The sequence below is a fragment of the Halopelagius fulvigenes genome (assembly GCF_055398025.1).
The window spans coordinates 1990281-2010819 of sequence record NZ_AP043846.1 but is presented as its reverse complement, the minus strand read 5'-3'; the positions used below and the strand labels follow the sequence as shown (position 1 = coordinate 2010819).

At 67.2% G+C, this 20539-nt stretch carries 22 protein-coding genes; 8 read left to right on the top strand and 14 right to left on the bottom strand.

Going from position 1 to position 20539, the window contains the following annotated elements:
- Positions 1–768 precede the first annotated feature (768 nt).
- The 5 genes from ACZ522_RS15125 to trpC all read right to left on the bottom strand — a co-directional run bounded on the left by ACZ522_RS15125 (position 769) and on the right by trpC (position 5675).
- Entirely contained in the window at positions 769–1845 is a 1077-nt protein-coding gene (locus ACZ522_RS15125; protein ID WP_379697850.1) for a DUF2891 domain-containing protein, read from the bottom strand.
- Positions 1846–1950: 105 nt separating this feature from the next.
- Positions 1951–2745, bottom strand: coding sequence for a 2-amino-3,7-dideoxy-D-threo-hept-6-ulosonate synthase (locus ACZ522_RS15120; protein ID WP_379697852.1), 795 nt, complete (start codon positions 2743–2745; stop codon positions 1951–1953).
- Between the two features lie 30 nt (positions 2746–2775).
- Entirely contained in the window at positions 2776–3660 is an 885-nt protein-coding gene (gene trpA / locus ACZ522_RS15115; RefSeq protein ID WP_379697855.1) for a tryptophan synthase subunit alpha, read from the bottom strand.
- Complete coding sequence (gene trpB, locus ACZ522_RS15110; protein WP_379697857.1) at positions 3661–4908, bottom strand: tryptophan synthase subunit beta; 1248 nt, start codon at positions 4906–4908, stop codon at positions 3661–3663.
- Positions 4905–5675 (bottom strand): indole-3-glycerol phosphate synthase, encoded by a 771-nt coding sequence (gene trpC, locus ACZ522_RS15105; RefSeq protein WP_379697860.1) that lies wholly within the window; start codon positions 5673–5675, stop codon positions 4905–4907. Before trpC ends, trpB begins: the two co-directional genes overlap by 4 nt.
- Positions 5676–5759: 84 nt before the next feature.
- On the opposite strand from trpC, the gene ACZ522_RS15100 reads away from it, so the two are divergent.
- Positions 5760–6212 carry a methylated-DNA--[protein]-cysteine S-methyltransferase gene (locus ACZ522_RS15100; protein ID WP_379697862.1) on the top strand — a complete coding sequence of 151 codons (453 nt, stop codon included), beginning with the start codon at positions 5760–5762 and terminating at the stop codon, positions 6210–6212.
- 7 nt (positions 6213–6219) lie between these two features.
- On the opposite strand, the gene ACZ522_RS15095 is transcribed toward ACZ522_RS15100, so the two are convergent.
- From ACZ522_RS15095 to lonB, 3 genes are all read right to left on the bottom strand, one after another.
- The gene (locus tag ACZ522_RS15095; RefSeq protein ID WP_379697865.1) at positions 6220–6564 is read right to left on the bottom strand and encodes a hypothetical protein; all 345 of its coding nucleotides are present in this window, start codon (positions 6562–6564) and stop codon (positions 6220–6222) included.
- A gap of 343 nt (positions 6565–6907) precedes the next feature.
- Positions 6908–7888 carry a CPBP family intramembrane glutamic endopeptidase gene (locus ACZ522_RS15090; RefSeq protein WP_379697867.1) on the bottom strand — a complete coding sequence of 327 codons (981 nt, stop codon included), beginning with the start codon at positions 7886–7888 and terminating at the stop codon, positions 6908–6910.
- Positions 7889–7894: 6 nt separating this feature from the next.
- Entirely contained in the window at positions 7895–10024 is a 2130-nt protein-coding gene (lonB, locus tag ACZ522_RS15085) for an ATP-dependent protease LonB (protein ID WP_379697870.1), read from the bottom strand.
- 246 nt (positions 10025–10270) lie between these two features.
- Between lonB and ACZ522_RS15080 the strand changes: the two genes are divergently transcribed.
- On the top strand, positions 10271–10813 hold the full coding sequence (locus tag ACZ522_RS15080) for a nicotinamide-nucleotide adenylyltransferase (protein WP_379697872.1): 543 nt from the start codon (positions 10271–10273) through the stop codon (positions 10811–10813).
- A gap of 4 nt (positions 10814–10817) precedes the next feature.
- On the top strand, positions 10818–11585 hold the full coding sequence (locus ACZ522_RS15075; RefSeq protein ID WP_379697874.1) for an SAM hydrolase/SAM-dependent halogenase family protein: 768 nt from the start codon (positions 10818–10820) through the stop codon (positions 11583–11585).
- Positions 11586–11589: 4 nt separating this feature from the next.
- Here ACZ522_RS15075 and ACZ522_RS15070 read toward each other — a convergent pair whose 3' ends face one another.
- Entirely contained in the window at positions 11590–12138 is a 549-nt protein-coding gene (locus ACZ522_RS15070; RefSeq protein WP_379697876.1) for a GNAT family N-acetyltransferase, read from the bottom strand.
- A 165-nt stretch (positions 12139–12303) separates the two neighbouring features.
- Between ACZ522_RS15070 and ACZ522_RS15065 the strand changes: the two genes are divergently transcribed.
- Positions 12304–13029, top strand: coding sequence for a hypothetical protein (locus ACZ522_RS15065; RefSeq protein ID WP_464391783.1), 726 nt, complete (start codon positions 12304–12306; stop codon positions 13027–13029).
- A gap of 114 nt (positions 13030–13143) precedes the next feature.
- Here ACZ522_RS15065 and thsA read toward each other — a convergent pair whose 3' ends face one another.
- Complete coding sequence (gene thsA / locus ACZ522_RS15060) at positions 13144–14703, bottom strand: thermosome subunit alpha (protein ID WP_379697882.1); 1560 nt, start codon at positions 14701–14703, stop codon at positions 13144–13146.
- Between the two features lie 137 nt (positions 14704–14840).
- Entirely contained in the window at positions 14841–15149 is a 309-nt protein-coding gene (locus ACZ522_RS15055; RefSeq protein WP_379697884.1) for a HalOD1 output domain-containing protein, read from the bottom strand.
- Positions 15150–15291: 142 nt separating this feature from the next.
- On the opposite strand from ACZ522_RS15055, the gene ACZ522_RS15050 reads away from it, so the two are divergent.
- Positions 15292–16119: an amidohydrolase family protein gene (locus ACZ522_RS15050; protein ID WP_379697886.1), complete on the top strand. Its 828-nt coding sequence runs from the start codon at positions 15292–15294 to the stop codon at positions 16117–16119.
- A 5-nt stretch (positions 16120–16124) separates the two neighbouring features.
- Here the strand turns inward: ACZ522_RS15050 and ACZ522_RS15045 are convergent, their stop codons facing one another.
- The 3 genes from ACZ522_RS15045 to ACZ522_RS15035 form a co-directional block, all read right to left on the bottom strand.
- A complete protein-coding gene (locus tag ACZ522_RS15045; RefSeq protein ID WP_379697889.1) occupies positions 16125–17027 on the bottom strand; it encodes a glycosyltransferase family 2 protein in 903 nt (300 codons plus the stop codon).
- A 112-nt stretch (positions 17028–17139) separates the two neighbouring features.
- Positions 17140–17859, bottom strand: coding sequence for a class I SAM-dependent methyltransferase (locus ACZ522_RS15040; protein WP_379697892.1), 720 nt, complete (start codon positions 17857–17859; stop codon positions 17140–17142).
- A gap of 187 nt (positions 17860–18046) precedes the next feature.
- The gene (locus ACZ522_RS15035) at positions 18047–18439 is read right to left on the bottom strand and encodes a PPOX class F420-dependent oxidoreductase (RefSeq protein WP_379697895.1); all 393 of its coding nucleotides are present in this window, start codon (positions 18437–18439) and stop codon (positions 18047–18049) included.
- Between the two features lie 138 nt (positions 18440–18577).
- On the opposite strand from ACZ522_RS15035, the gene ACZ522_RS15030 reads away from it, so the two are divergent.
- The 3 genes from ACZ522_RS15030 to ACZ522_RS15020 all read left to right on the top strand — a co-directional run bounded on the left by ACZ522_RS15030 (position 18578) and on the right by ACZ522_RS15020 (position 20527).
- Complete coding sequence (locus tag ACZ522_RS15030) at positions 18578–18850, top strand: MarR family transcriptional regulator (RefSeq protein WP_092537434.1); 273 nt, start codon at positions 18578–18580, stop codon at positions 18848–18850.
- A gap of 147 nt (positions 18851–18997) precedes the next feature.
- A complete protein-coding gene (locus ACZ522_RS15025) occupies positions 18998–19783 on the top strand; it encodes an MBL fold metallo-hydrolase (protein ID WP_379697898.1) in 786 nt (261 codons plus the stop codon).
- Positions 19784–19843: 60 nt separating this feature from the next.
- Positions 19844–20527, top strand: coding sequence for a YkgJ family cysteine cluster protein (locus ACZ522_RS15020; RefSeq protein WP_379697901.1), 684 nt, complete (start codon positions 19844–19846; stop codon positions 20525–20527).
- Positions 20528–20539: the final 12 nt, after the last annotated feature.

Genomic DNA, 20539 nt, shown 5'->3' with positions numbered 1-20539 from the left:
GAATTGCCGGACGACGGCGCGGAATCGACGACCGGCGAGACGCCGCGACGGCGGCATCGACCGGGATTAGATATAGCACTCAATGGTTTATTTCGTTCCCGAGGGGCGCCTGCGGCGGCGTCGTTCGCTCCGCGGACGAGTTTCCCCGACGCGGCGTTCAGGTGCCCGAGTCGGACGTGAGAAAGCCCCTTCCCGCGGCGGACGAACCCGCGACGAGAACGGACGGCCGACTCGCCCGGCGGCACCCCCGGAGTTTCGGCCGCGACGACCGCCCGCGGGATCAACGCCGAACCGCCCACCGGCGAAACGGCCGCGTGGGGCACGAGGGTGAGAAGTCGGCGTTCGTCCCGAGGAGAGTCGTCGAGACCGCGGACCGACTCGGTGTCCCGTCGTCTCACCGGATTCGCTCGCCGGGGATACCGAAGCGTCGAGAACTCGCCGCCCGGGAGTACGCACGCGAACCGGTCAGCCCCCCGTTCGTCTCGCTACCGACCGCCCCACCTCCGAATCGCGTCCGTACTCGGCGGGGTCCGACCGCTATCGGAACGGATCCGTGAGCGAAATCGCCCGGAGGGACGTCCGTGACGGGCCGCGGCGGCACTCTGCGAGAACGAGAACCGACGCCGGCGAGAGAGACATACATCAAATACCGCGATACGAAATCGGGGCGTTCCGAGAAATCGGACACTCGGCGGAGGGTGCACGTCGCTCCGACCGCTTACCGGCCGAAACGGGAGAATCTGGAGAAACAGCGACTGACGAGTGCGATTACGCCGGCGCGATGCCGCCCTCCTCTCTGGTGAGGAGGCAGAGGACGAACGAGGAGAGCCAGTGGGACCCGGCGTAGTTCTCGGTGAACGCCCGTTGTAATCCGCGCTCGGCGTGTCTCTCCGCGCTCTGACGGAACGGCTCGGCGTACCGGTGGCCGTCGAGGGCGGACGCGAGGCCCGCCGCGCACCACGCCTTCGAGACGTTCAGTCCGACGAGGTGGAGCGCGACCCCTTCCTCGGGGTCCGAATCGGCGCGGACGGGTTCGAGGACGGAATCGTACGGAGAGCGGGCCAGGTCGGGGAAGAACCCCTCGGCCCACGTTTCGAACTCGTCGCGGTCGTAGACGCGGCGCATCAGGTCCGCCTCGGTCAGCGAGGGCGAGAGGAAGTCCCACCCGAGCGGTTCGTACTCGACCGGGTAGTCCCGATCCTCGGCGAAGAACTCCCTCGCCGTCTCGGAGGCGGCGGATTCGAGCGCGGTGTCGGACACCGTCCGCGCGTAATCGAGGACGCAGTGCAGGGCGAACGCGGAGTTCCGGTGCGTTCCGACCCGGAACGGACGCTCTTGGGTCAGAAACTCCGAGCGGACGAGGGAGACGATCTTCCGCTCCAACGGTTCGAGGACCGAGCGCCACGCTGCGGCGCGGTCGTTCCCCCACAGGTGCAGTTCCGACGCGAGGTGGAGGAGCCACGCCCAACCGTAGGGTTTCTCGAACGCGGGGTTGCGCTCGAACTGTTCGACCTCACGTTCGACGTTCTCGGGCGTGAACCGACCGTCGATGCTCTCTACGATTCGAGAGCGCTCGGGGTGGTCCTCGAACAGTCGGAGTTGGCGAACGAGCGCCCAGTGACTGTGGACCGCCGAGTGCCAGTCGTAGCAACCGAAGAACACCGGGTGTCGCTCCTTCGGTCGCGGCCCGCCGGAGGGGGAGTCCAGAGACCGAGCGTGGTGGGGGAACTCGGTTTCGACCGATTCGAGCGGGTGGTGCGCGAGCGTCTCCGCCGCCTCCGAACCCAACCAGTCGCTCTCTCCGGCGAGAATGGCGTCGATGTCCGCGTCGGCGAACGTATCCATCGGAAGATTCGTTTCTCCCTCTCCGTATTCAATCGGTTGCCGGTGCGGTGTTCAGGGGCGGTACCCGCGGTTCGGGCGGCGGGAGAAGAGGAGAACCGCGTCGGTTTACGCTTCGATGCCGAGTCCGGCCTGCCGGAGTGCGCTCTCTGCGTCGGCGTCGTCGTGGACGACTGCGCTCACCGCGCGCGTGATGGCCTCCGGGTCGTCGTGTTGGAAGATGGATCGACCCATCGAGACGCCCGCCGCGCCGCCGTCCATCGCGCCGCGGACCATCTCCACGGTTTCTCTGTCCGTGCCGCGACTGCCGCCGGCGATGATGACCGGCAGGCGCGTCGCGTTGCAGACGCGTTCGAAGGAGTCGCCGTCGCCGGAGTACGCCGTCTTCACCACGTCCGCGCCGAGTTCCTCGGCGAGGCGGACGGCGTGGGCGAGGCTCTCGGCGTCGTGTTCGTCGATACCGGGGCCGCGCGCGTAGTTCATCGCGAGGACCGGCACGCCGTAGCGGTGCGCCTTCTCGGTCAGTTCGCCGAGTTGCGTCATCTGGTCGGGTTCGTGCGCCGACCCGACGTTCATGTGGAAGGAGACGGCGTCCGCGCCGGAGCGAAGGGCCTCTTCGACCGACCCCGTCATGCGTTTGTCGTTCTCGTCGGGGCCGATGACCGTCGACCCGTTCAGGTGGACGATGTAGCCCTTGCCGTTCTTGTTCGGGTGGACGCGGGGGGCGACGCCCTTCTGCGTCAGAACGGCGTCCGCACCGCCGCGCGTGATGGCGTCTACCGTCGATTCGAGGTCCACAAGGCCCTTGACCGGGCCGAGCGTGATTCCGTGGTCCATCGGGACGACGACGTATCGTCCGCGTGTCGAGATGCGTTCGAGTCGTGCGTGGAGTCCTGCGTGCATTGTATTGTGTGAGACTGTGGCAACCTCGGGTTATGTGCGTTCCGCTTGTGGCTCACGTTGCGCGAATCCGCGCTCCGCTCCGTCCTTCAGTTCGCGCGCCAGCGATTCGAGTCGTTCCGCGACTGCGTCCGCGTCCTCGTCGTTCTCGTGGCCCTCCGCCACGAGGTCCACGAGGGCGCTCCCGACGATGACGCCGTCCGCGCCGCCGGCGACGATTCGCTCGGCGTGGTCGCCCGTCTTGATGCCGAATCCGACCGCCTTCGGCACGTCGTACGCTTCGAGTCTGTCGAGGCTCTCCTCGGTCTGTCCGGACACGTCCTCGCGCGCGCCCGTGACGCCGAGTCGGGCTTGGACGTAGACGTAGCCCGACACCTGCTCCATGATCCGTTCGAGGCGTTCCCCGCGCGTCGTCGGCGCGACGATGAACACGAGGTCCAACCCGAACTCGTCGCAGGCCTCGCGCAGGGGGCCTGCCTCCTCGGCGGGCAGGTCCGGGACGACGAACCCCGAGAGGCCGACGTCGGCGGCCTTCTCGACGAACGGGCGCGGGCCCGTACTCGCGGTTTCACCGCTCGCTTCCGAGGCGCCCCGCGCCTCGCTCTCCCCGTACTGGTAGATGAGGTTGTAGTACGTCATGCAGACGAGGGGCACGTCCACCTCCAGGTCCTCGACGAACTCGAAGAAGCGGTCGGGGGTCATCCCGGCCTCCAGCGACCGAACGACCGCCCCTTGGATGGTCGGCCCCTCCGCGACGGGTTCCGAGAACGGCAGGCCGAGTTCGATGACGTCTGCGCCGCCGCGCGCGAGGGCTTCGACGTACTTCAGCGACGATTCGTAGTCCGGGTCGCCGGCCGCGAGGTACGGGACGAACGCCGGCCCGTCCGCGAACGCCGCTTCGAGGGCGTCGTTCGCCATCTAGAACCCCCCCGCGAACTCGGTCATGTCGGGCGCGATGTCGATGTCGCGCTTCTCCGTCTCCTCGATGACCGATTCGAGGTCCTTGTCGCCGCGGCCCGAGAGGTTCACCAGCACGGAGTCGCCCAACTCCCCGCGGTTCTCTTCGAGGTAGGCGAACGCGTGGGCGGACTCCAACGCCGGGATGATGCCCTCCAGTTGCGAGAGGCGGTGGAACGCCGTCAACGCCGCGTCGTCGTCCACGTTCGCCGCCGTCACCCGCCCCTCGTCCACGAGGTGGGCCAGTTCCGGGCCGACGCCCGCGTAGTCCAGCCCCGAGGAGACCGAGTGCGACTCCATTATCTGGCCGTCGCGGTCCTGCAGAATCTTCGTGCGCGCGCCGTGGAGGACACCCTCCCGGCCCGTCGAGAGGGACGCGGAGTTGGGCGCGACGCCCGACTCCTCATCCACGGAGAGGGAACTGCCGCCCGCCTCGACGGCGTAGAGGGCCACGTCCTCGTCGTCTACGAACTCCGCGAACGCGCCCATCGTGTTCGACCCGCCGCCGGCGCACGCGAGGACGGCGTCGGGGAGGCCGCCCGTCTTCTCGCGCATCTGTCCGCGCGCTTCCTCGGAGATGACCGACTGGAAGTCCCGCACCATCGCCGGGAACGGGTGCGGGCCGACGACGGACCCGATGACGTAGTGCGTGTCCTCGACGTTCGTCGCCCAGTCGCGCATCGTCTCGCTTATCGCCTCCTTCAGGGTGCCGCGACCCGCCGTCACGGGCGTCACCGTCGACCCGTTGAGTCGCATGCGGAAGACGTTGGGACGCTGGCGGTTGATGTCGCGCTTGCCCATGTACACCTCGCAGGGCATGTCGAGGTGCGCCGCCGCCATCGCCGTCGCGGTGCCGTGTTGGCCCGCGCCCGTCTCCGCGACGATGCGCTCTTTGCCCATGTACTTCGCCAAGAGAACCTGCCCGAGGGCGTTGTTGAGTTTGTGCGCGCCGCCGTGGACCAGGTCCTCGCGCTTCAGGTAGACGTTGCAGTCGTACCGCTCCGACAGTCGCTCCGCGTACTGCGTGGGCGTCGGTCGCCCGCCGAAGTCCCGCAGGCGACGCCGGAACTCGTCCATGAAGCCGTCTTCGTTCTCCAGCACGTACCGCTCGTAGGCGTCCGTCAACTCCGTTATCGCCGGCATCAACGCCTCGGGGACGTACTGACCACCGTACTCGCCGAACTTGCCGTCTGTCTGTGTCTCCGTCATTCGGATGTCTCCGCTGTCGTGAATCGTTCCGCGTTCGCTCGCACGTCGCCGTCCATGATGGCCGTGCCGATGAGGAGGGCGTCCGCGCCCGCCGCGCGCATGCGACGGGCGTCTTCGACGCTGGAAACCCCGCTCTCGGCCAGAAGCGTCGCGTCGTCGGGGACGTGGGGCGCGACCCTCTCGAACGTTTCGAGGTCCACCTCCAACTTCGCCAAGTCGCGGTTGTTCACCCCGATTATCTCCGCGCCCGCCTCCACCGCGCGGTCCAGTTCCGCCCGGTCGTGGACCTCCACGAGCACCTGAAAGCCGCGTTCGCGTGCCGCCTCCAGGAGGTCCGGCAGGTCGTCGCCGACGAACCGCGCGATGAGGAGGACGACGTCGGCCTCCACGGCGTCGAGTTGCGCCTCGCTGACGACGAAGTCCTTCCGGAGGACGGGCACGTCCACGGCCTCCCGGACCCGCCGGAGGTTCTCGGTCGAACCGCCGAAGTGCTCCGGTTCGGTCAGCACCGACAGGGCCGTCGCCCCGCCCGCGACCATCTCGCGGGCGAGTTCGACGGGGTCGTCGGCTCTGGTCCCCTCGGTGGTCGGACTCGTCGGCTTCACCTCCGCGACGACGGGCACTCGTCCCTCGTCCTCGGCGGCGTCCACCGCGTCGGGGAACGACCGCGCGTCCACGCTGACGCGCGACTCCCCGCCCGACCGGTCGCGTGCGGCCGCGAGGATGGACCGCACCTCCGGCGCAAGTTCGTCCTCACTAGCGTCCATCGTTGTACATCAACGGACTCATTTGCACATAAGGCTTGCGCGTCGTCGTCAAGGTTCAAGGCCGACGACGGAGTAGCGACGGGTATGGACGCAGGCGTCTTCGCCCGGCGGTCGGACAGACTCGGGCGAACCGTGCAGATCGGCGTCGCCAGCGGTCGAGTCATCAACGTCTCGTTCCCCGAGACGCCGCCGGACGACGCCGAGGCGGACCACCCCCTGTTGGATCGGGTGTTCGACTACCTCGACGGCGAGTCGGACCACTTCGACGACGTGACCGTCGCCCTCACCGTGCCGACGGAGCAACGGCGCGTCCTCGACGCGGTTCGTAAACTCCCGTACGGCGAGACGGTGTCGCTCGGACGGGTGGCGAAACTCGCGGGACTCGACGACGAGGACGAGGAGGACCGACGGACGGTGCGGACGGCCCTCTCGGAGAACCCGGTTCCGCTCTTCATCCCCGACCACCGCGTCCGCGACGCGCCGGGCGGCGCGCCGGCCGAGGTGGCGCGCCGCCTGCGAGAGAGAGAGTCCGCGTGAGGCCGCCTCAGACCCGTCGGATGACGAGGTAGCCGATGAAGCCGAGGACGAAGAACGCCGAGGCGACGGTTTCCACCGCGTTGGACCCCATCCCGGCGGCCCACATCGCGACGGAGACGAACTGCGCGAGGCCCGCGAGGACGAACGCCCCGGCGGTGGCCAGACGGACGCGCGGGTCGGTTCCGCGACTCCGCTCCTCGTAGACGGTGTAGCCGAAGTAGAGCGCGACGACGCCGAATCCGACGTCCACGGCGACGTTCGCGAGGGGGTTGCCGGTGACGACGGCCACGACCAAGAGTGCGAGGTAGCCGACCAGAATCGCTCGTATCGCCGTCTGCCGAGTGTCTGCCATGCCGGAACTGGGGAGGTCCGGACAGTAAAAGGTTCGTCGTTCGAGGATGTTGCGCGGGCGTCGCCGCCGCCGCGGTCGGTCGCTACCGAACGCGGCGCGGGGACGCGTTCGCACTCACCCCGGAGTGGGCGCGCCGGGTTCTTCTCGGTCGTCGTTTCGGTCACCGCGGTTGAGTATCGCGTCGCGGATGCGGTCGAACGCGGACCTGTCCGTGCTGATAGTCAGAGGGTACATGGCCTAGGTGAACGTTAGTTATTGTCACACTTGGTCCTAACGGGGATCGTCGCATCCGCGGTGTCCGTGAGACTCGCTTTGCTCGTCTCGCGAGGTTCGCCTCGCTCACTCACGTTCGCTCGGCGAACCCTTCGTGGACGACGAACTCCAACGCGTTCACGAGGTAGTGCGCCACGAAGACGACGAGGAGGCTCCCGGTGAGGACGAACCCCGCCGCGAGGACGAACCCGAGGACGCCGGTGACGACGACGCCGATGCGGCCCTGCGCGCCGTGCCCGAGGGCGAACGCGACGGAGGAGACGACGGCCATCGCCCACGGCGAGACGTCGAACCCCGCCGAGATGACGCCGACGAGTGCGCCGCGGAAGAGAAGTTCCTCGAACCCCGCGATGATGGGCAGGACGCCGAGGAGAAGGACGGCCCATCCACGGAGCGTATCCGGGGCGAGGGCCTCCCGGAGTTCCTCGCCGCCGCCGAGTCCGAAGCGTTCGCCCACCGCGGAGCCAAGTTCGTTCGCGCCGTAGAGGACGACGCCGAATCCGACGCCGACGAGGGCGTACCACGGCGTGAGCGTCTCGAACCCCGCGCCGAACGCCCACGCGGGGATGTCCGAGAACCACGCGCCGGCGAGAAGGAGGACGGCAAACAGCCCCTGCGACACCGCCACGTTCACGAGGAGGAGGGCTGTCGAGGGACCGGCGTCCGCAGTCGCCTCTGCGGCCGACGGGCGCGGGCGGTTCCGCCCCGGGTCCGCGGCGACGAACTCCTCGGACGGCGTCTCGGCACCCTCGGTGGCGCGGGTTTCTGCCTCGGTATCGGCCTCCGACCCGTCTCCGACGGACGATTCGGACGGGGGGGACGCGGCGTCGGACCGGAGGTCGTACCCGCCGTTCGGACCGGCGTCTCTCGGTTCAGTTCGTACGTCCGCACGCGACTCCGCCGACCGGTGCGGTGCGTCGGGCGCGTTCGACGGCGTCCGCCGGCCGTCGTGGTCGCCGTGGGAGATAACGCCGCGAGAAGCGTGAGAGAGTAAGAGAAGCGCCGACGTGACGAGGCCCGCGAACGCCGCGAACGTCGCCCAGTCGGGCATCCGCCGTTACTGCGGACTCGGGCTGGACGGCCCGGAGACCTTGTTCTCCTGCGAGAGTGCGGAACCGGTGATGCTCTTGAGGCGGGCTACGAGAGAGTCCTTCTCGGGTTCGCCTTCCAGAGCGATGTCGAGCACCTCGCTGATGTGGGAGACGGGGATTATCTCCACCATCTCGCGGTACTCGTCTTCGATCATCACATCCTGCATGTTCGCGGCGGGGATGATGACCTTGTCACATCCGGTCTTCGCCGCGGCCTCGATCTTGTGCGTGACGCCGCCGACGGGGAGCACGTCGCCGCGGACCGACAGACTGCCGGTCATCGCGAGCGACTGGTCCACGCCGACGCCTTCGAGCGCCGAGATGACCGCCGTCGCGACGGTGATGGAGGCGGAGTCGCCGTCCACGCCGCCCTGTCCGGCCTGGACGAACTGGATGTGGATGTCCTTCTCGGAGATGTTCTCGTCGGAGAACTTCTTGATGATGGCCGAGACGTTGTCGACCGCCTCCTGCGCCATCTCCTTCAGCTGACCGGTGGCGATGACCTCGCCCGGCCCCTGCGAGGGCGTGACCTCGGCCATCACGGGGAGCATGATGCCGGAGTCCTCGCCCATGACCGCCAGACCGTTGACGCGGCCGACTTGGTAGCCCTCCGCGACCTGCAGTTCGTAGTCCTTGCGGCGTTCGATGTAGTCGTCCGCGAGCTGCTGCTCGATGGAGCGACTGCGACCCTTCGCCTGCAGGACGTGGTCGCGCGTCACGACGTCCGCGTCCTGTCCGCGGGCGATGTCGCCCGAGACGCGGACGAGACCGCCGAGGTTGCGGAGTTCGAGCGTCAGGTGACCCTTCCGGCCGGCGCGGCGGCGGGCTTCGAGGATGGTCTCCTCGATGGCCTCCGCGGAGAAGTCGGGCAGGCGGCCGTCTTTCTCGACCTCTTGGGCCACGAAGCGCACGTACTTGCGGCGCATCTCCGGGGTGTCCTCGATGGTGTCGTCCATGTACACCTCGTACCCGTACCCCTTGATGCGGGAGCGGAGCGCGGGGTGCATGTTCTCCATCGCGTCGAGGTTACCCGCGGCGATCATGATGAAGTCCGTCGGGACGGGTTCCGTCTGGACCATCGCGCCCGAGGAGCGCTCGGACTGGCCCGTGATGGAGAACTCGCCCTCCTGAATCGCCGTCATGAGGTGCTGCTGGCTGCGGATGTCGAGCGTGTTTATCTCGTCGATGAACAGCACGCCCTTGTTCGCCTTGTGGATGGCACCCGGTTCGACCCGGTCGTGACTCGGCGTCTCCATGCCGCCGGACTGGAACGGGTCGTGGCGGACGTCGCCGAGGAGCGCACCGGCGTGCGCGCCGGTCGCGTCCTCGAAGGGCGCGGCCGTCTCGTCGGCGTTGTTCACGATGAGGTTCGGAATCATCGCGTCGCTTCCGCGAGAGCCGTAGCGGAACGCCAGATAGATGATACCCGCCGCGAGGATGCCGAGCAGAATCTGCCCGGCGATGATGAGCGAGTAGCCGAGGACGATGGCGATGATGATCCACATGAGGAACGACCGCATCTGGTTGCGCTTGCGGGCCTCCTCCTTGTGGGCCTCGACTATCTGCTCGCCCTTGCCGGCGGGGACGGTGCGTACCTTCGGGTTGTTCCCGTCGTCGGGGTTGTGGTAGACGAGGACGTCCTGAAGCTCCTCTTTGGGGAGGAGTTCGGCCATTGCCTTCGCGAGCATCGACTTGCCCGTACCGGGCGAGCCGATCATCATGACGTGGCGGCGCTGCTTTGCCGCCTTTATCACGACGTCGCGGGCGTGTTCCTGACCGATAACCTGATCGACGAGCCTGTCCGGGACCTGAATCTCCTCGGTAGAATCTATCTGCAGACCGCCAAGAAGATCGTCTTCGTCGATATCGTCGGCGACGTCCGCCGTGACCTCGACTTCGCTGCCGAGGTCGTCGATGGTCCCTTTATCGGGGTCGTCAGACCCTGTCTGACGGCCCGCAGAGCCACGCTCTGCGACCCCGTCGTCAGGTCCGGACTCCGGAAACACCTCGTCGTCGGACGACGAGTCGGGGGTCTCGTCGGAGACGTTCTCCCCCTCCTCCGGAAGGTTGTCGTCGGTGTCGGTGTCGTTACTCATAGTAGTCTAACACGCTTTCCAGTTCCTGAGAGCGGCGCTCCCGTCCGGTCGTTTGCCGGTTGAGTGCCTGATACTCATAGAACTGTGTCGCTACTACAATGGTGGGTCGCTCAACTGATATACTTTCTCCCCGCATCCGACCGACGCACTCCCCAATTAAACGGACGTTTCAGGGCGTTTAACAACGGATTAGGTGATTTATTACGACTCGCACACTTTATAAACGATGCGCGGGAAAACAGGACCATGCGGGGGTTCTACATCGGCCGGTTTCAGCCATACCACAACGGTCACCACCAGATGGTCAAAGAGATAGCCACGGAGGTAGACGAACTCGTCCTCGGAATCGGGAGCGCCGGCGACTCCCACTCGACGCGGAACCCGTTCACCGCGGGCGAGCGAATCATGATGGTCACGAAGTCGGTCGTCGACTTCGACATCACCACCTACGCCGTCCCCATCGAGGACTTAGAGCGCAACTCCGTGTGGGTGAGTCACGTCCAGAGCATGTCCCCGGCGTTCGACGTGGCGTACTCGAACAATCCGCTCGTCATCCAGCTGTTCAAGGAGGCGGGCGTCGAAGTGCGGCAGTCCCCGATGTTCAACCGAGGGGTCCTGCAGGGGACCGAACTCCGCGACCGGATGATATCCGGCGAGGACTGGCGGAGCCTCGTCCCCGAACCGGTGGCGGGCGTCATCGACGAGATCGGCGGCATCGAACGCATCCAACGCGTGAGCGACACCGACTCCGGCGGGTATGACACCGACGAGGGGACCGACCCCGCTTGACACGATGATAACGCTCGCTTCCGACTTCGGGTCGCCGTACCCCGCGGCGATGAAGGGCGTCATCCTGCGGGAGAGCGACGCCCGCCTCGTGGACGTGACGCACGAGTTGCCGCGACAGGACGTCCGCGCGGCGGCGTTCTGGACGCGCGAGACGCTTCCGTACTTCCCGCCGGCGGTCCACCTCGTCGTCGTGGACCCCGGCGTCGGCACCGACCGCGCGGCGCTCGTCGGGCGCGTCGGCGACCACGCCGTCGTCGCCCCGGACAACGGCGTCGTCCGCCCCGTCGCGCGGCGCATCGCCGCCGAGACGGGCGAGGACCCCGAGTGGTTCACCTACGAGTACGACGACCCGGCCTCGACGACGTTCCACGGCCGCGACGTGTTCGCCCCCGCCGCCGCCGCCGTCCACGAAGTCGGCGTCGGGGAGTTGGAATCGCTCCCCTCGATAACCCCCGCGGACGACGCGGTGGACCTCCGGTTCCCGACGGCGTCCGTCGAGGGCGACGAGGCCCGCGGCGAAGTGCTCGTCGTGGACGACTTCGGCAACGCGGTCACGAACGTCCCCGGGGCGTTCCTCGACGGGCGGACCGGCGACACCCTCTCGGTGAACGGGACGGACGCGCCCGTCGAGACGGCGTACGCCGCGGTGGAACCCGGCGACCGACTCGTCACCGTGGGGAGTCACGGCTACGTCGAGTGCGACGTGAACCGGGGGCGCGGCGACGACGCGTTCGGCCTCGAACCGGGCGACGACGTTCGCCTGCGGTTCTGAGCGACTACTCGATTCGCCCCCGAAGGAGGCACTCGCGGACCGTTTCGCCGAGCACCTCCGCCTCCCGTTCTTCGACGGCCTCGTACCCCCGCGACCGATAGAACGAGCGCCCGACCCGGTTCTCGGCGAGGACGCGCATTTCGAGCGTCTCACAGTCTTCCTGCCGGCAGAACTCCTCGATTCGCGCCAACAGCGCGGTTCCGACGCCCTCGCCCCAGTAGTCGGGTTCGACGTAGATGGCGCTGAGCGTCGCGACGCCCTCCGTCTCGCCCGGTCCGCCCGCGGCGAACCCGACGACACCGACGGGGTCCGTCCCCCGGTCCGCCGGAGTGCGGCCGGAGGCGTCCGCCTCCAGTTCGGCCACGAAGTACGCCGCGTCGCCGCCCTCGACGAATGCCCGCGTCGCGTCGGGCGCGTACCACTTCGCCATCGCGGCGTCGATCGTCTCCCGCGAGAGGATGTCGCCGTAGGCGGTGTTCCATCCGCGCCGGGCGATGCGTCGGACGGCGGGCACGTCGTCGGCCGTCGCGTCGCGAACCGTCACCTCGGTCATGGCGAGGCGTTCGACCGACTCCGAAGTAAAGACTCGGTGAGAGGAGGGTCGGACGGTCGGGGGACGGAGCGGCGAGAGAAAATCGGGGGAGGTGACGTCGGACGGCGACTACGGCCAATCTGAGCTAGCAACTTCGTTGCTGCCACAGATATGTTCGATTGTGTCGTGGCTACTGCTCTCTTGGGAGGTCTTCTTTTAATAGGTTCAGGCCGCAGCACACGCGTAGTGATGCTACTAGAGCATCTAATAGGGGAGAACAGAGATTCAATCGGTAGTCGGCACCAGTATCCTTACCTCATTGTTGTTCTGATGCTGATGGTAGATGTGATATTATTCCTTTGTCTACCTCAGAAACAGATGTCAGTGGTAATCTCGATTGAAGGACTAATCCTGGACGTTATAGGGGCATCTCTTCTTGCTACCCTTGATACGGAATGGCTGTATGGGCGGTATGCGAATGAGGATGCCTCTGATCGAGTTAATGCATTCTATGACGGCTATGAGGAGCTAAGCCGTAAATTAGAGCTTGATAATACGAACTCCAAGTTCAGGCCTCTCGCTATGGCTGTTAAACAAGCCCTTGATGACAAGGTAGAAATTACAGCCCTCAAGATAGACGTTTCCGAAGTGAATTCTTGGGAGCGGTTGTTTGCTAATCGAGAGAATCCAATTCAGGCATTTGAACAGCATCACATGATCTTCAAGAACCTCCCACAGGTACGCGCTATCACAGATAGTGACGAAGAAATCCCTCTTGGGTCACACCGACATGTAAAGAGAATGGTCCCTGTTCAAAATTATGTTCGTGACCAAAATCAGAAATATTTCCGATCTGCGATGATCATTTTTATATTGGGATTCTCCTTCCAAATTTTCTCATACGCGTTCTAATCTCTATTTTCCAGAGCGAGGAAGGTGCACCACCGATGACTGAATCCCATCGGGCGAGAGTCGGTGATTAACCACCGAAAGCGTAGAGTTCGCCCGACAGAGTATCTCTATTCTCTACTTCGCGGCGATGACGTCGTCGATGCGGAGAATCATCGTCGCGGCCTCCGTCGCGGACTCGACCGCTTCGCGCTTGACGGCGGCGGGGTCGATGATGCCGCGTTCGACGGGGTCGCCGATTTCGCCGCTGCGACCGGTTGAGATGATGCCGGCGACGCCCTCGCTCTCGTAGCGGGCGCGGAGGTCCACGAGGGCGTCGATGGGGTCCATGCCGGTGTTCTCCGCGAGGGTGCGCGGGAGGGCTTCGACGGCGTCGGCGTACGCCTCGACGGCCAACTGCTTGCGGCCCTCGATGCTCGCCGCCGCGGAGCGGAGGTGGTCGGCGATGGCGATTTCGGTCGCGCCGGCGCCGGGGACGACGCCGCCTTTGTCCACCGCGGCGACGACGACGTCGACGGCGTCGTTGACGGCGCGTTCGAGTTCGTCAACCACGTGGTCGGTGCCGCCGCGGAGGAACAGCGTCACGGACTTCGCCGCCGCGCCGCCCTCCACGAAGGTGAGTTCGTCGTCGCCGAACGTCCGGGCCGAGACGGCCTCGGCGCGGCCGAAGTCGCTCGATTCGAGGTCGGCGACCGACCCGAGGCGCTTCGCGCCCGTCGCGCGGGCGATGGCCCGGGCGTCGGACTTCTTCACGCTCTTGAACGCGAGGATGCCCTCGTCGGCGAGGTGGCCCGCCACGCGGTCCGAGATGGACTTCGTACAGAACACCACGTCGACGCCCGCGTCGGCGAGCGTCTTCGCGTAGCCGCGGAGTTCGTCGTCCTCGGCTCGGATGGCGGCGTCGAGTTGCTCGACGGAGGTGATGTTGTACTCCGTGTCGAGTTCGCCCTTCCGCACGTCGAGTTTCACGTCGAGGACGGCCACGGTGGCGTCTTCGACGCGCAGGGGCATGTTGTCGTGGACGCGTTCCTTGTCGATGACGACGCCCTCGACCAGTTCGGTCGCCGAGGAGGAGGACCCGGTGCGCGTCGTGATGCGCACGTCGTCCCGGTCGAACGTCTCGTTGTCGTCGTGGACCATCCGCACCGCCCCGACGACGTGTTCGGCGAGGACGTCGGCGGTCACGTCACCGGTTCCCTTGCCGGTCATCGACGACTCGGCGACCTGTTCGAGGAGTTCGTCGTCCAGTTTGACGGCCAGCAGTTGCTCGTCGATGGCCTCCTGCGCGAGGCGGGCGGCCTCGTTGTACCCCTCGACGATGACGGTGGGGTGGAGGTCCCCTTCGAGGAGGTCCTCGGCGTGGACGAGGAGTTCGCCCGCGAGGACGGCGGCGGTGGTGGTGCCGTCGCCGACTTCCTCCTCCTGCGTCCGGGCGACTTCGACGATCATCTGCGCCGCCGGGTGTTCGATGTCCATCTGTTCGAGGATGGTCGCACCGTCGTTGGTGATGACGACTTCACCGGAGGAATCGACGAGCATCTTGTCCATCCCGCGGGGGCCGAGCGTCGTCCGGACGGCGCTCGCGACGGCCTTTCCGGCGCGGATGTTCGAGTCCTGCGCGGCCTGACCGTTGGTCCGGTTGCTGCCGCTCGCCAGAATGTACAGTGGTTGCTGCATACGTGTCGCCATAGTTATGAAACCTCACCCCTCCAGACGTTTGCAGTTCTATAAATACGTTTCGGCCCTCGGCGCGGCGTAACCGCACGACGGCGGCGGGAGGCGTGCTATCCCGCGTCGAAGCGGAAGCGAATCTCTCAGACGGTTCGGTGCGCCTCGACGGTCACGTCCTCGCCGCTCGTGACCGTGACGACGTACTCGGCGTAGGTGAACGAAAAGAGGCCCTCGACGTGCGTCCGCGACCCCTCGAACAGTTCGTTCAGCGCGTCGGGGTCGATACCGGCGTCGTAGAGGGGCGGAAGCGAAATCTCGGAGACGCCCTCCGCGGCGGCGACGGCGCCGACGACGGCCATCGCAACCGTCTCGTACTCGGCGGCGTCCACGAGAGACCCCTTCTCGTGGACGATCATCTCGGACTGTGGGATTCGCTCCTCTGACTCGGACATACAGAGCACTACGGAGTCACCGGCCGTTACGATGACCGTTGACCGCACAACCCATTTAAGTACTCCCGTCCGGGGGAGGCGGGGGCGGCGCGGGGTGGTGCAACCTACAAGATATTTGAACTCGTGGGGGTTCCGAGAGAGCATGCTGGAGTTGGAACACGGGTTTCGGGTCGTGGACGTCCACGCCCGACTCGACCCCGACGGGGAGTCGGTGTCAACCCGGGGGCGAGAGGTGGGGCCGGAGCGATTGGAACGGGAACTGCATCAGGCGGGCGTGGTGAAAGCCGTCGTCTCGCCGGGGCGTCGCCCGGAGGGGATGGGGTACCTCCGCGCGAACAACGCCGTCGCGCGGTTGAGCGTGGACCGGCCGTTCTTGGCGTTCGCGCGCATCGACGGTCCGCGCGACCCGAGCAACCGAACCTCGGCGCGCCTGCGCAACCTCACGGCCTCGCGGTCGCAGACGCACGTCGACCCCGAGGACGTGGAGAAGTACGCCTACGACGACCGGTTCTACGGGTTCACGCTCGCACCCGCCGCGGACGGCCTGCCGGACGAGGAGACGTTAGACCGGTTGGAGGACGTGGGCCTGCCCCTCCTCGTGCACGCCGGCGCGGAGTTCCCGCCCGTCGCCGCCGCGGAGACGTTGCTCCGACGGGAGTTGCCCGTGATACTTGCCGGGTTCGGCGGCTTTCCGCTGAACCGCGATCTGATGAACGAGGCCATCGAGATGTTGGCCGACCATGACGAACTCTATCTCGACACGAGTTTCGTCCGCTACCGCAACGTGTTGGAACGCGCCCTCCTCGAACATCCCGACCGCGTGCTGTTCGGAAGCGGCGTCCCCGAGACGCACCCGAACGTCGGCGTCATGGAGGTGCTGACGCTCGACGTCTCCGAAGACGCGATGCGCCGCGCGTTCTCGAAAAATCCGGCGCGCGTCGTCCCCGAACTCGGCCCGGGCGAGGACTGACAGCGCTACCGGCGGTCGTACTTCGCGACGGCCCGGTCGGCCCGCTTCGAACAGCCGTGGGGGTTGCGCGCCGCCGACCGGTCGCGCCGCCGGGCGACGAACCCGTCCGAGGAACCCGTCGCTATGCCGACGAGAACGTCCCGTCCGATGCCGAACCAGCCCGTCGGCGAGGCGTCGCCGCGGACCACGTCTCGGGCCGACGAGAGGGCGTCCCGGCCGGCGTGCGACAGCGTTCGCCGCAGGACGGACGGCCGGACGCCGTAGTTCTTCACGAGTCGGTACGAGAGCGCCCGGTACTTCCACCCCCAGTCCCGTTCGGTCACGCCGCCGTCGGACTCGTACTCGGTCCTGACGCACATCTCCGGTCGCCACTCAACCTCGTAGTCGAGTCCCGCGAGTCGGTGCGCCGCGTCGCGCGCGCCGCCCGTCTCCAGGTACTCGTCGAACCCGTCGAGTCCGTCGATGACGTCCGCGCGGAAGGCGACGTTACCGCCGTTGAAGTACGTCACCTCGCGGCCGCAGACGGAGTTCCGCTCAGCGGACTCCGTCGTCATCCCGGCGCGGAGCGTCTGGTGGGTCGGCCCGGTGACGGCGTCGGCGTCTTCGAGGGCCTCCTCGACGGCGGAACGCCACCGCTCCTCGACTGCGAGGTCGTACCGGAGGAGTGCGACGGCGTCGCCCGACGCCGCGCGAATGCCCGCGTTGCGCGCGACGTTCAGCGTCCGGTCGGATATCTCGACGAGAACGTCCACGTCGTCCCGGTCACGCACCATCCCCGTGGTCCCGTCCGCCGACGGACCGTTGACCACGATTACCTCGGCGTCGGGTGCGTGCTCGGCCAGCGCGTCGAGGCTGGTTGCGAGGCGGTCCCGACCGTTGAGCGTCGGGACCACTACCGAGAGATCCATACCCGTCGGTTGCGACGCGGGAACTTAAATTTCTCCGCTCGAACGCGGCGAGGGAGGGAGCGAACCGGACGTTCGTCCGGTTCGCGGACTGTCGCCTCAGAGAAACCGTCGGTCAGTCCGACCGCTCGCCGACGGTGGCCCGCCAGTAGGAGACGGAGGCGAGTCGTTCTCCGAGACTCGTCTCGCCGAAGGAGGTGTCCGCCTCGCGGAACGCGCCGGCGACGCCGTTCGGAATCTTCCGGTAGAAGCCGTACGGAAGCACGAAATCGTTTCGCACGCCGGCGAGGGTGAGCCCCGCGGCGTCGAGCAGTTCGTGGACCTCCTCGTCGCCGTAGAGGCGCGACCCCATCGGCAGGAGCCAGTTGTACGCCACGCGCGCGCTGGTGTCGTTGAACGTGTCGAAGAACACCAACTCCTTCGAGACGCGCGCCATCTCCGCGAGAAACTTCGCCGGCGTGTCCGCGAGGTGGAAGAACCGCATGGCGAAGACCGCGTCGAAGTGGTCGTCGGGGAAGGGAAGGCGCGCGGCGTCGCCTCTGAGGAACTCGATGTGGTCTTCGACGCCCGCGCGGCGCGCCTTCTCGCGGCCCTGCGTCATCATCGCGCGGGAGATGTCGAGCCCCACGATGTTCGCGCCCCGTTCGGCCAGCATCACGGTGAACCGGCCGGTCCCGCAGGCGATCTCGAGGACGTCTTTGTCCTCGACGGGACCGAGTGCGTCGAGGACCGCTCTCTTCTCCCGGTGGTCGATGAGTCGCCCGCCGCGGGAGAACCGCTTCGAGTCGTACTCTTGGGCGACGTCGTCGGCCTGATACCACTCCTTTCCTTTCACACTACCCTGTTGTGCTCACCCGCGGACTAAAACCGTACTGGATGCAGTCGGGTCGGCCTCTATTCGACGCACTCAGCCTCGTCGCCCCGTTCGTCCGGTGGGCTGACGAGCTTCGCTCGTCGACGCCGCCGAACGTCTTCGTCGCCGCCGGTCCTCGACCGACGGACCGTTCGGGAACAGTCCCCGGCTATTCGCTGGTGACCACCTTGTCCGTCGGGATTCGGACGATGACGCGCGCGCCCTCCTCGTCGCCCTTGTTCGGGTACTCCTCGACGTCCATGTACCGCCGGGCGAGTTCGTCGATGTGCTCGACCGCGCCCTCCTCGTCCAACGTCGCCTCGCCGCGGACGGAGACGAACCGGTAGGGGTCGTCCGGGTCGATGACCGAGACGCCCACCTTCGGGTTCGACTCCACGTTGTTCACCTTCTGCCGGCCGCGGGCGCTGTTTATCAGGACGTACTCGCCGTCCTCGTGGTCCACCCACACGGGCGTGACGTGCGGCGTCCCGTCGGGCATCACCGTGGCGAAGTGAGCGAACGATTTCTTCTCGAAGATGTCGCGGTGGGATTCGGGAATCACGGCGGAGGGGTTCGCGCGCGGCGACCAAAGGGAGTTGGGCAGATGTCCTTATACATAGCAGAATGTGTATAAGGTGTCTGCATTGTTTTGTCACACTTGTAGCCAACCTTTACCAAGGAGTCCGCGTTTCGGATAGGTATGAGCACCAGTACCGCAGAGACCACTCGCGAGGACCCCCTTTCGGAGTCGGAATTCCGCGAACGCCTCCGCGAACTCCCCCCTAGCGCGAAGCTCGTCGCCAAAGTGCTGGAGAGCGACGCGCCCCTCTCGCAGGGACAGCTCGCGGAGGAGTCTCTCCTCCCTGACCGCACCGTCCGATACGCGCTGAATCGCCTCGAAGACGCCGACCTGGTCGGTTCCCGCTACAGTTTCAAGGACGCGCGCAAGCAGGTCTACTTCCTCAACACGTAGACGCTCTCGCCGTCCCTTCCCAGACGCTCTCACCGAACTCCGCTACTCTCCGCCCGACCGGTCGCGGCCGCCGCGTCGGGAACGACCAAGCCACCGTCCGACGGCCGCACCGCCACGATTTTCGCGCGACGCGTCGAACGACGAGTCGTGACTTCCATCCGGCGCTTCTCCGTCCCCGTCGAGACGCGTGCGCCGACGGGCGCGACGAACGCGTACCTCCTCGGCGACGACCGCCCCCTCCTCGCGGACCCCGCGGGCCGGACCGCGGCCCTCGACGAGGCGGTCCGCGAGGCGGGCGTCGAACACGTCGCGGTCACCCACACGCACCCGGACCACGTGGGTGCCGTCGCCGACTACGCCGCGGAGACGGGCGCGACGGTGTGGGCGCGCCGCGGCCGCGAGGACCGGTTCGCCGCGGCGGCCGGCGTCGAACCCGACCGAACGTTCGCGGAGGGCGACCGACTCCCACTCGGGGCGGACGCCGCGACCGTCCTCGACGTGCCCGGTCACGCGCCGGACCACGTCGCCTTCGAGACGGACGCGGGAATCGTCGCCGGCGACCTCGTCGTCGCGGAGGGGAGCGTCGTCGTCGGCGCACCCGAGGGCGACGTTCGCGCGTACCTCGTCGCCTTACGCCGCCTGTACGCCCGGAACCCCGACCGACTGTTCCCCGGCCACGGCCCCGTCGTCGACGACCCGCGACAGACGTGCGAACGCCTGATTCGGCACCGCCTCGACCGGGAGCGTCGCGTCCTCGACGCGGTTCGGGCGGGCGCGTCGGACGTGGACGCCGTCCTCGACGCCGCCTACGAGAAGGACCTGACGGGCGTGCGCGACCTGGCGCGGGCCACCGTCGAAGCGCACGTCGAGAAGTTGGCCGCCGAACGCCGCGTTCGCTACGACCGGGAGACGGGGCGGGTCGAACCGGTCTGACGGGGCGGCCTCGCCGACTCGACCGAGGCGGTTTTCCCGCCGGGGCACCGACGACCGGACGTGAACGACCGCGAACCGACGTTGGAGGCGGAACTCGAACGCGCCAGAGAGCTCGACGTCTCGGCCCTCGCGGACGCCATCGAGTCCATCGGCTTCGAGTGCACCCGGTGCGGCGCGTGCTGTAAGGGCCACGGCGAGGGCGACGAGAGGGAAGCCCACACGGCGACCGTCTTCCCCGACGAGGTTCGCGACCTGACCGACGCGACGGAGTACGACTTCCGCGACGCGGCCCGCCCGATGCCGTTCGGGTTGGTCGAGGGCGAGGCGGGTTTGGAAGGCGAGACGTTCGAGTGGGCGCTTCAGACGGACGCCTGCGGCGACTGCACGTTCTACGAGGAGGACGACTCGGGGACGGGCGCGTGTCGCGTCCACGAGGACCGACCGCTCATCTGTCGGACGTACCCGTTCAGCGTCGCCCTCGGCGGGACGAGTCAACCGATGGGCGAGGCGGTCGACTCGGAGGGAATCGTCCGCGCGCACGAGTGCGAGGGCCTCGGACGCGACATCTCCCGCGAGGACGCCGAGGAGTTGGCCGCGGCGCTACGGACGCGGGCGGTGCGGGAGTTAGAGGAGGCCATCGGCGTCAGAGACGAGTTCTCGCCCGTCGAAACCGGACCGGGCGAGGTGGTCGTCCACGACTCCGAGGGCGCGAAGCGGCCCGACGGGTCGCGAATCGAGGAGTGAACGCGTGTTAGC

Excerpts from the sequence above, each read along its gene's own strand:
- ACZ522_RS15125 (WP_379697850.1), bottom strand. The coding sequence starts at position 1,845 with ATGGATACGTTCGCCGACGCGGACATCGACGCCATTCTCGCCGGAGAG.
- ACZ522_RS15120 (WP_379697852.1), bottom strand. The coding sequence starts at position 2,745 with ATGCACGCAGGACTCCACGCACGACTCGAACGCATCTCGACACGCGGA.
- trpA (WP_379697855.1), bottom strand. The coding sequence starts at position 3,660 with ATGGCGAACGACGCCCTCGAAGCGGCGTTCGCGGACGGGCCGGCGTTC.
- trpB (WP_379697857.1), bottom strand. The coding sequence starts at position 4,908 with ATGACGGAGACACAGACAGACGGCAAGTTCGGCGAGTACGGTGGTCAG.
- trpC (WP_379697860.1), bottom strand. The coding sequence starts at position 5,675 with ATGGACGCTAGTGAGGACGAACTTGCGCCGGAGGTGCGGTCCATCCTC.
- ACZ522_RS15100 (WP_379697862.1), top strand. The coding sequence starts at position 5,760 with ATGGACGCAGGCGTCTTCGCCCGGCGGTCGGACAGACTCGGGCGAACC.
- ACZ522_RS15095 (WP_379697865.1), bottom strand. The coding sequence starts at position 6,564 with ATGGCAGACACTCGGCAGACGGCGATACGAGCGATTCTGGTCGGCTAC.
- ACZ522_RS15090 (WP_379697867.1), bottom strand. The coding sequence starts at position 7,888 with ATGCCCGACTGGGCGACGTTCGCGGCGTTCGCGGGCCTCGTCACGTCG.
- lonB (WP_379697870.1), bottom strand. The coding sequence starts at position 10,024 with ATGAGTAACGACACCGACACCGACGACAACCTTCCGGAGGAGGGGGAG.
- ACZ522_RS15080 (WP_379697872.1), top strand. The coding sequence starts at position 10,271 with ATGCGGGGGTTCTACATCGGCCGGTTTCAGCCATACCACAACGGTCAC.
- ACZ522_RS15075 (WP_379697874.1), top strand. The coding sequence starts at position 10,818 with ATGATAACGCTCGCTTCCGACTTCGGGTCGCCGTACCCCGCGGCGATG.
- ACZ522_RS15070 (WP_379697876.1), bottom strand. The coding sequence starts at position 12,138 with ATGACCGAGGTGACGGTTCGCGACGCGACGGCCGACGACGTGCCCGCC.
- thsA (WP_379697882.1), bottom strand. The coding sequence starts at position 14,703 with ATGCAGCAACCACTGTACATTCTGGCGAGCGGCAGCAACCGGACCAAC.
- ACZ522_RS15055 (WP_379697884.1), bottom strand. The coding sequence starts at position 15,149 with ATGTCCGAGTCAGAGGAGCGAATCCCACAGTCCGAGATGATCGTCCAC.
- ACZ522_RS15050 (WP_379697886.1), top strand. The coding sequence starts at position 15,292 with ATGCTGGAGTTGGAACACGGGTTTCGGGTCGTGGACGTCCACGCCCGA.
- ACZ522_RS15045 (WP_379697889.1), bottom strand. The coding sequence starts at position 17,027 with ATGGATCTCTCGGTAGTGGTCCCGACGCTCAACGGTCGGGACCGCCTC.
- ACZ522_RS15030 (WP_092537434.1), top strand. The coding sequence starts at position 18,578 with ATGAGCACCAGTACCGCAGAGACCACTCGCGAGGACCCCCTTTCGGAG.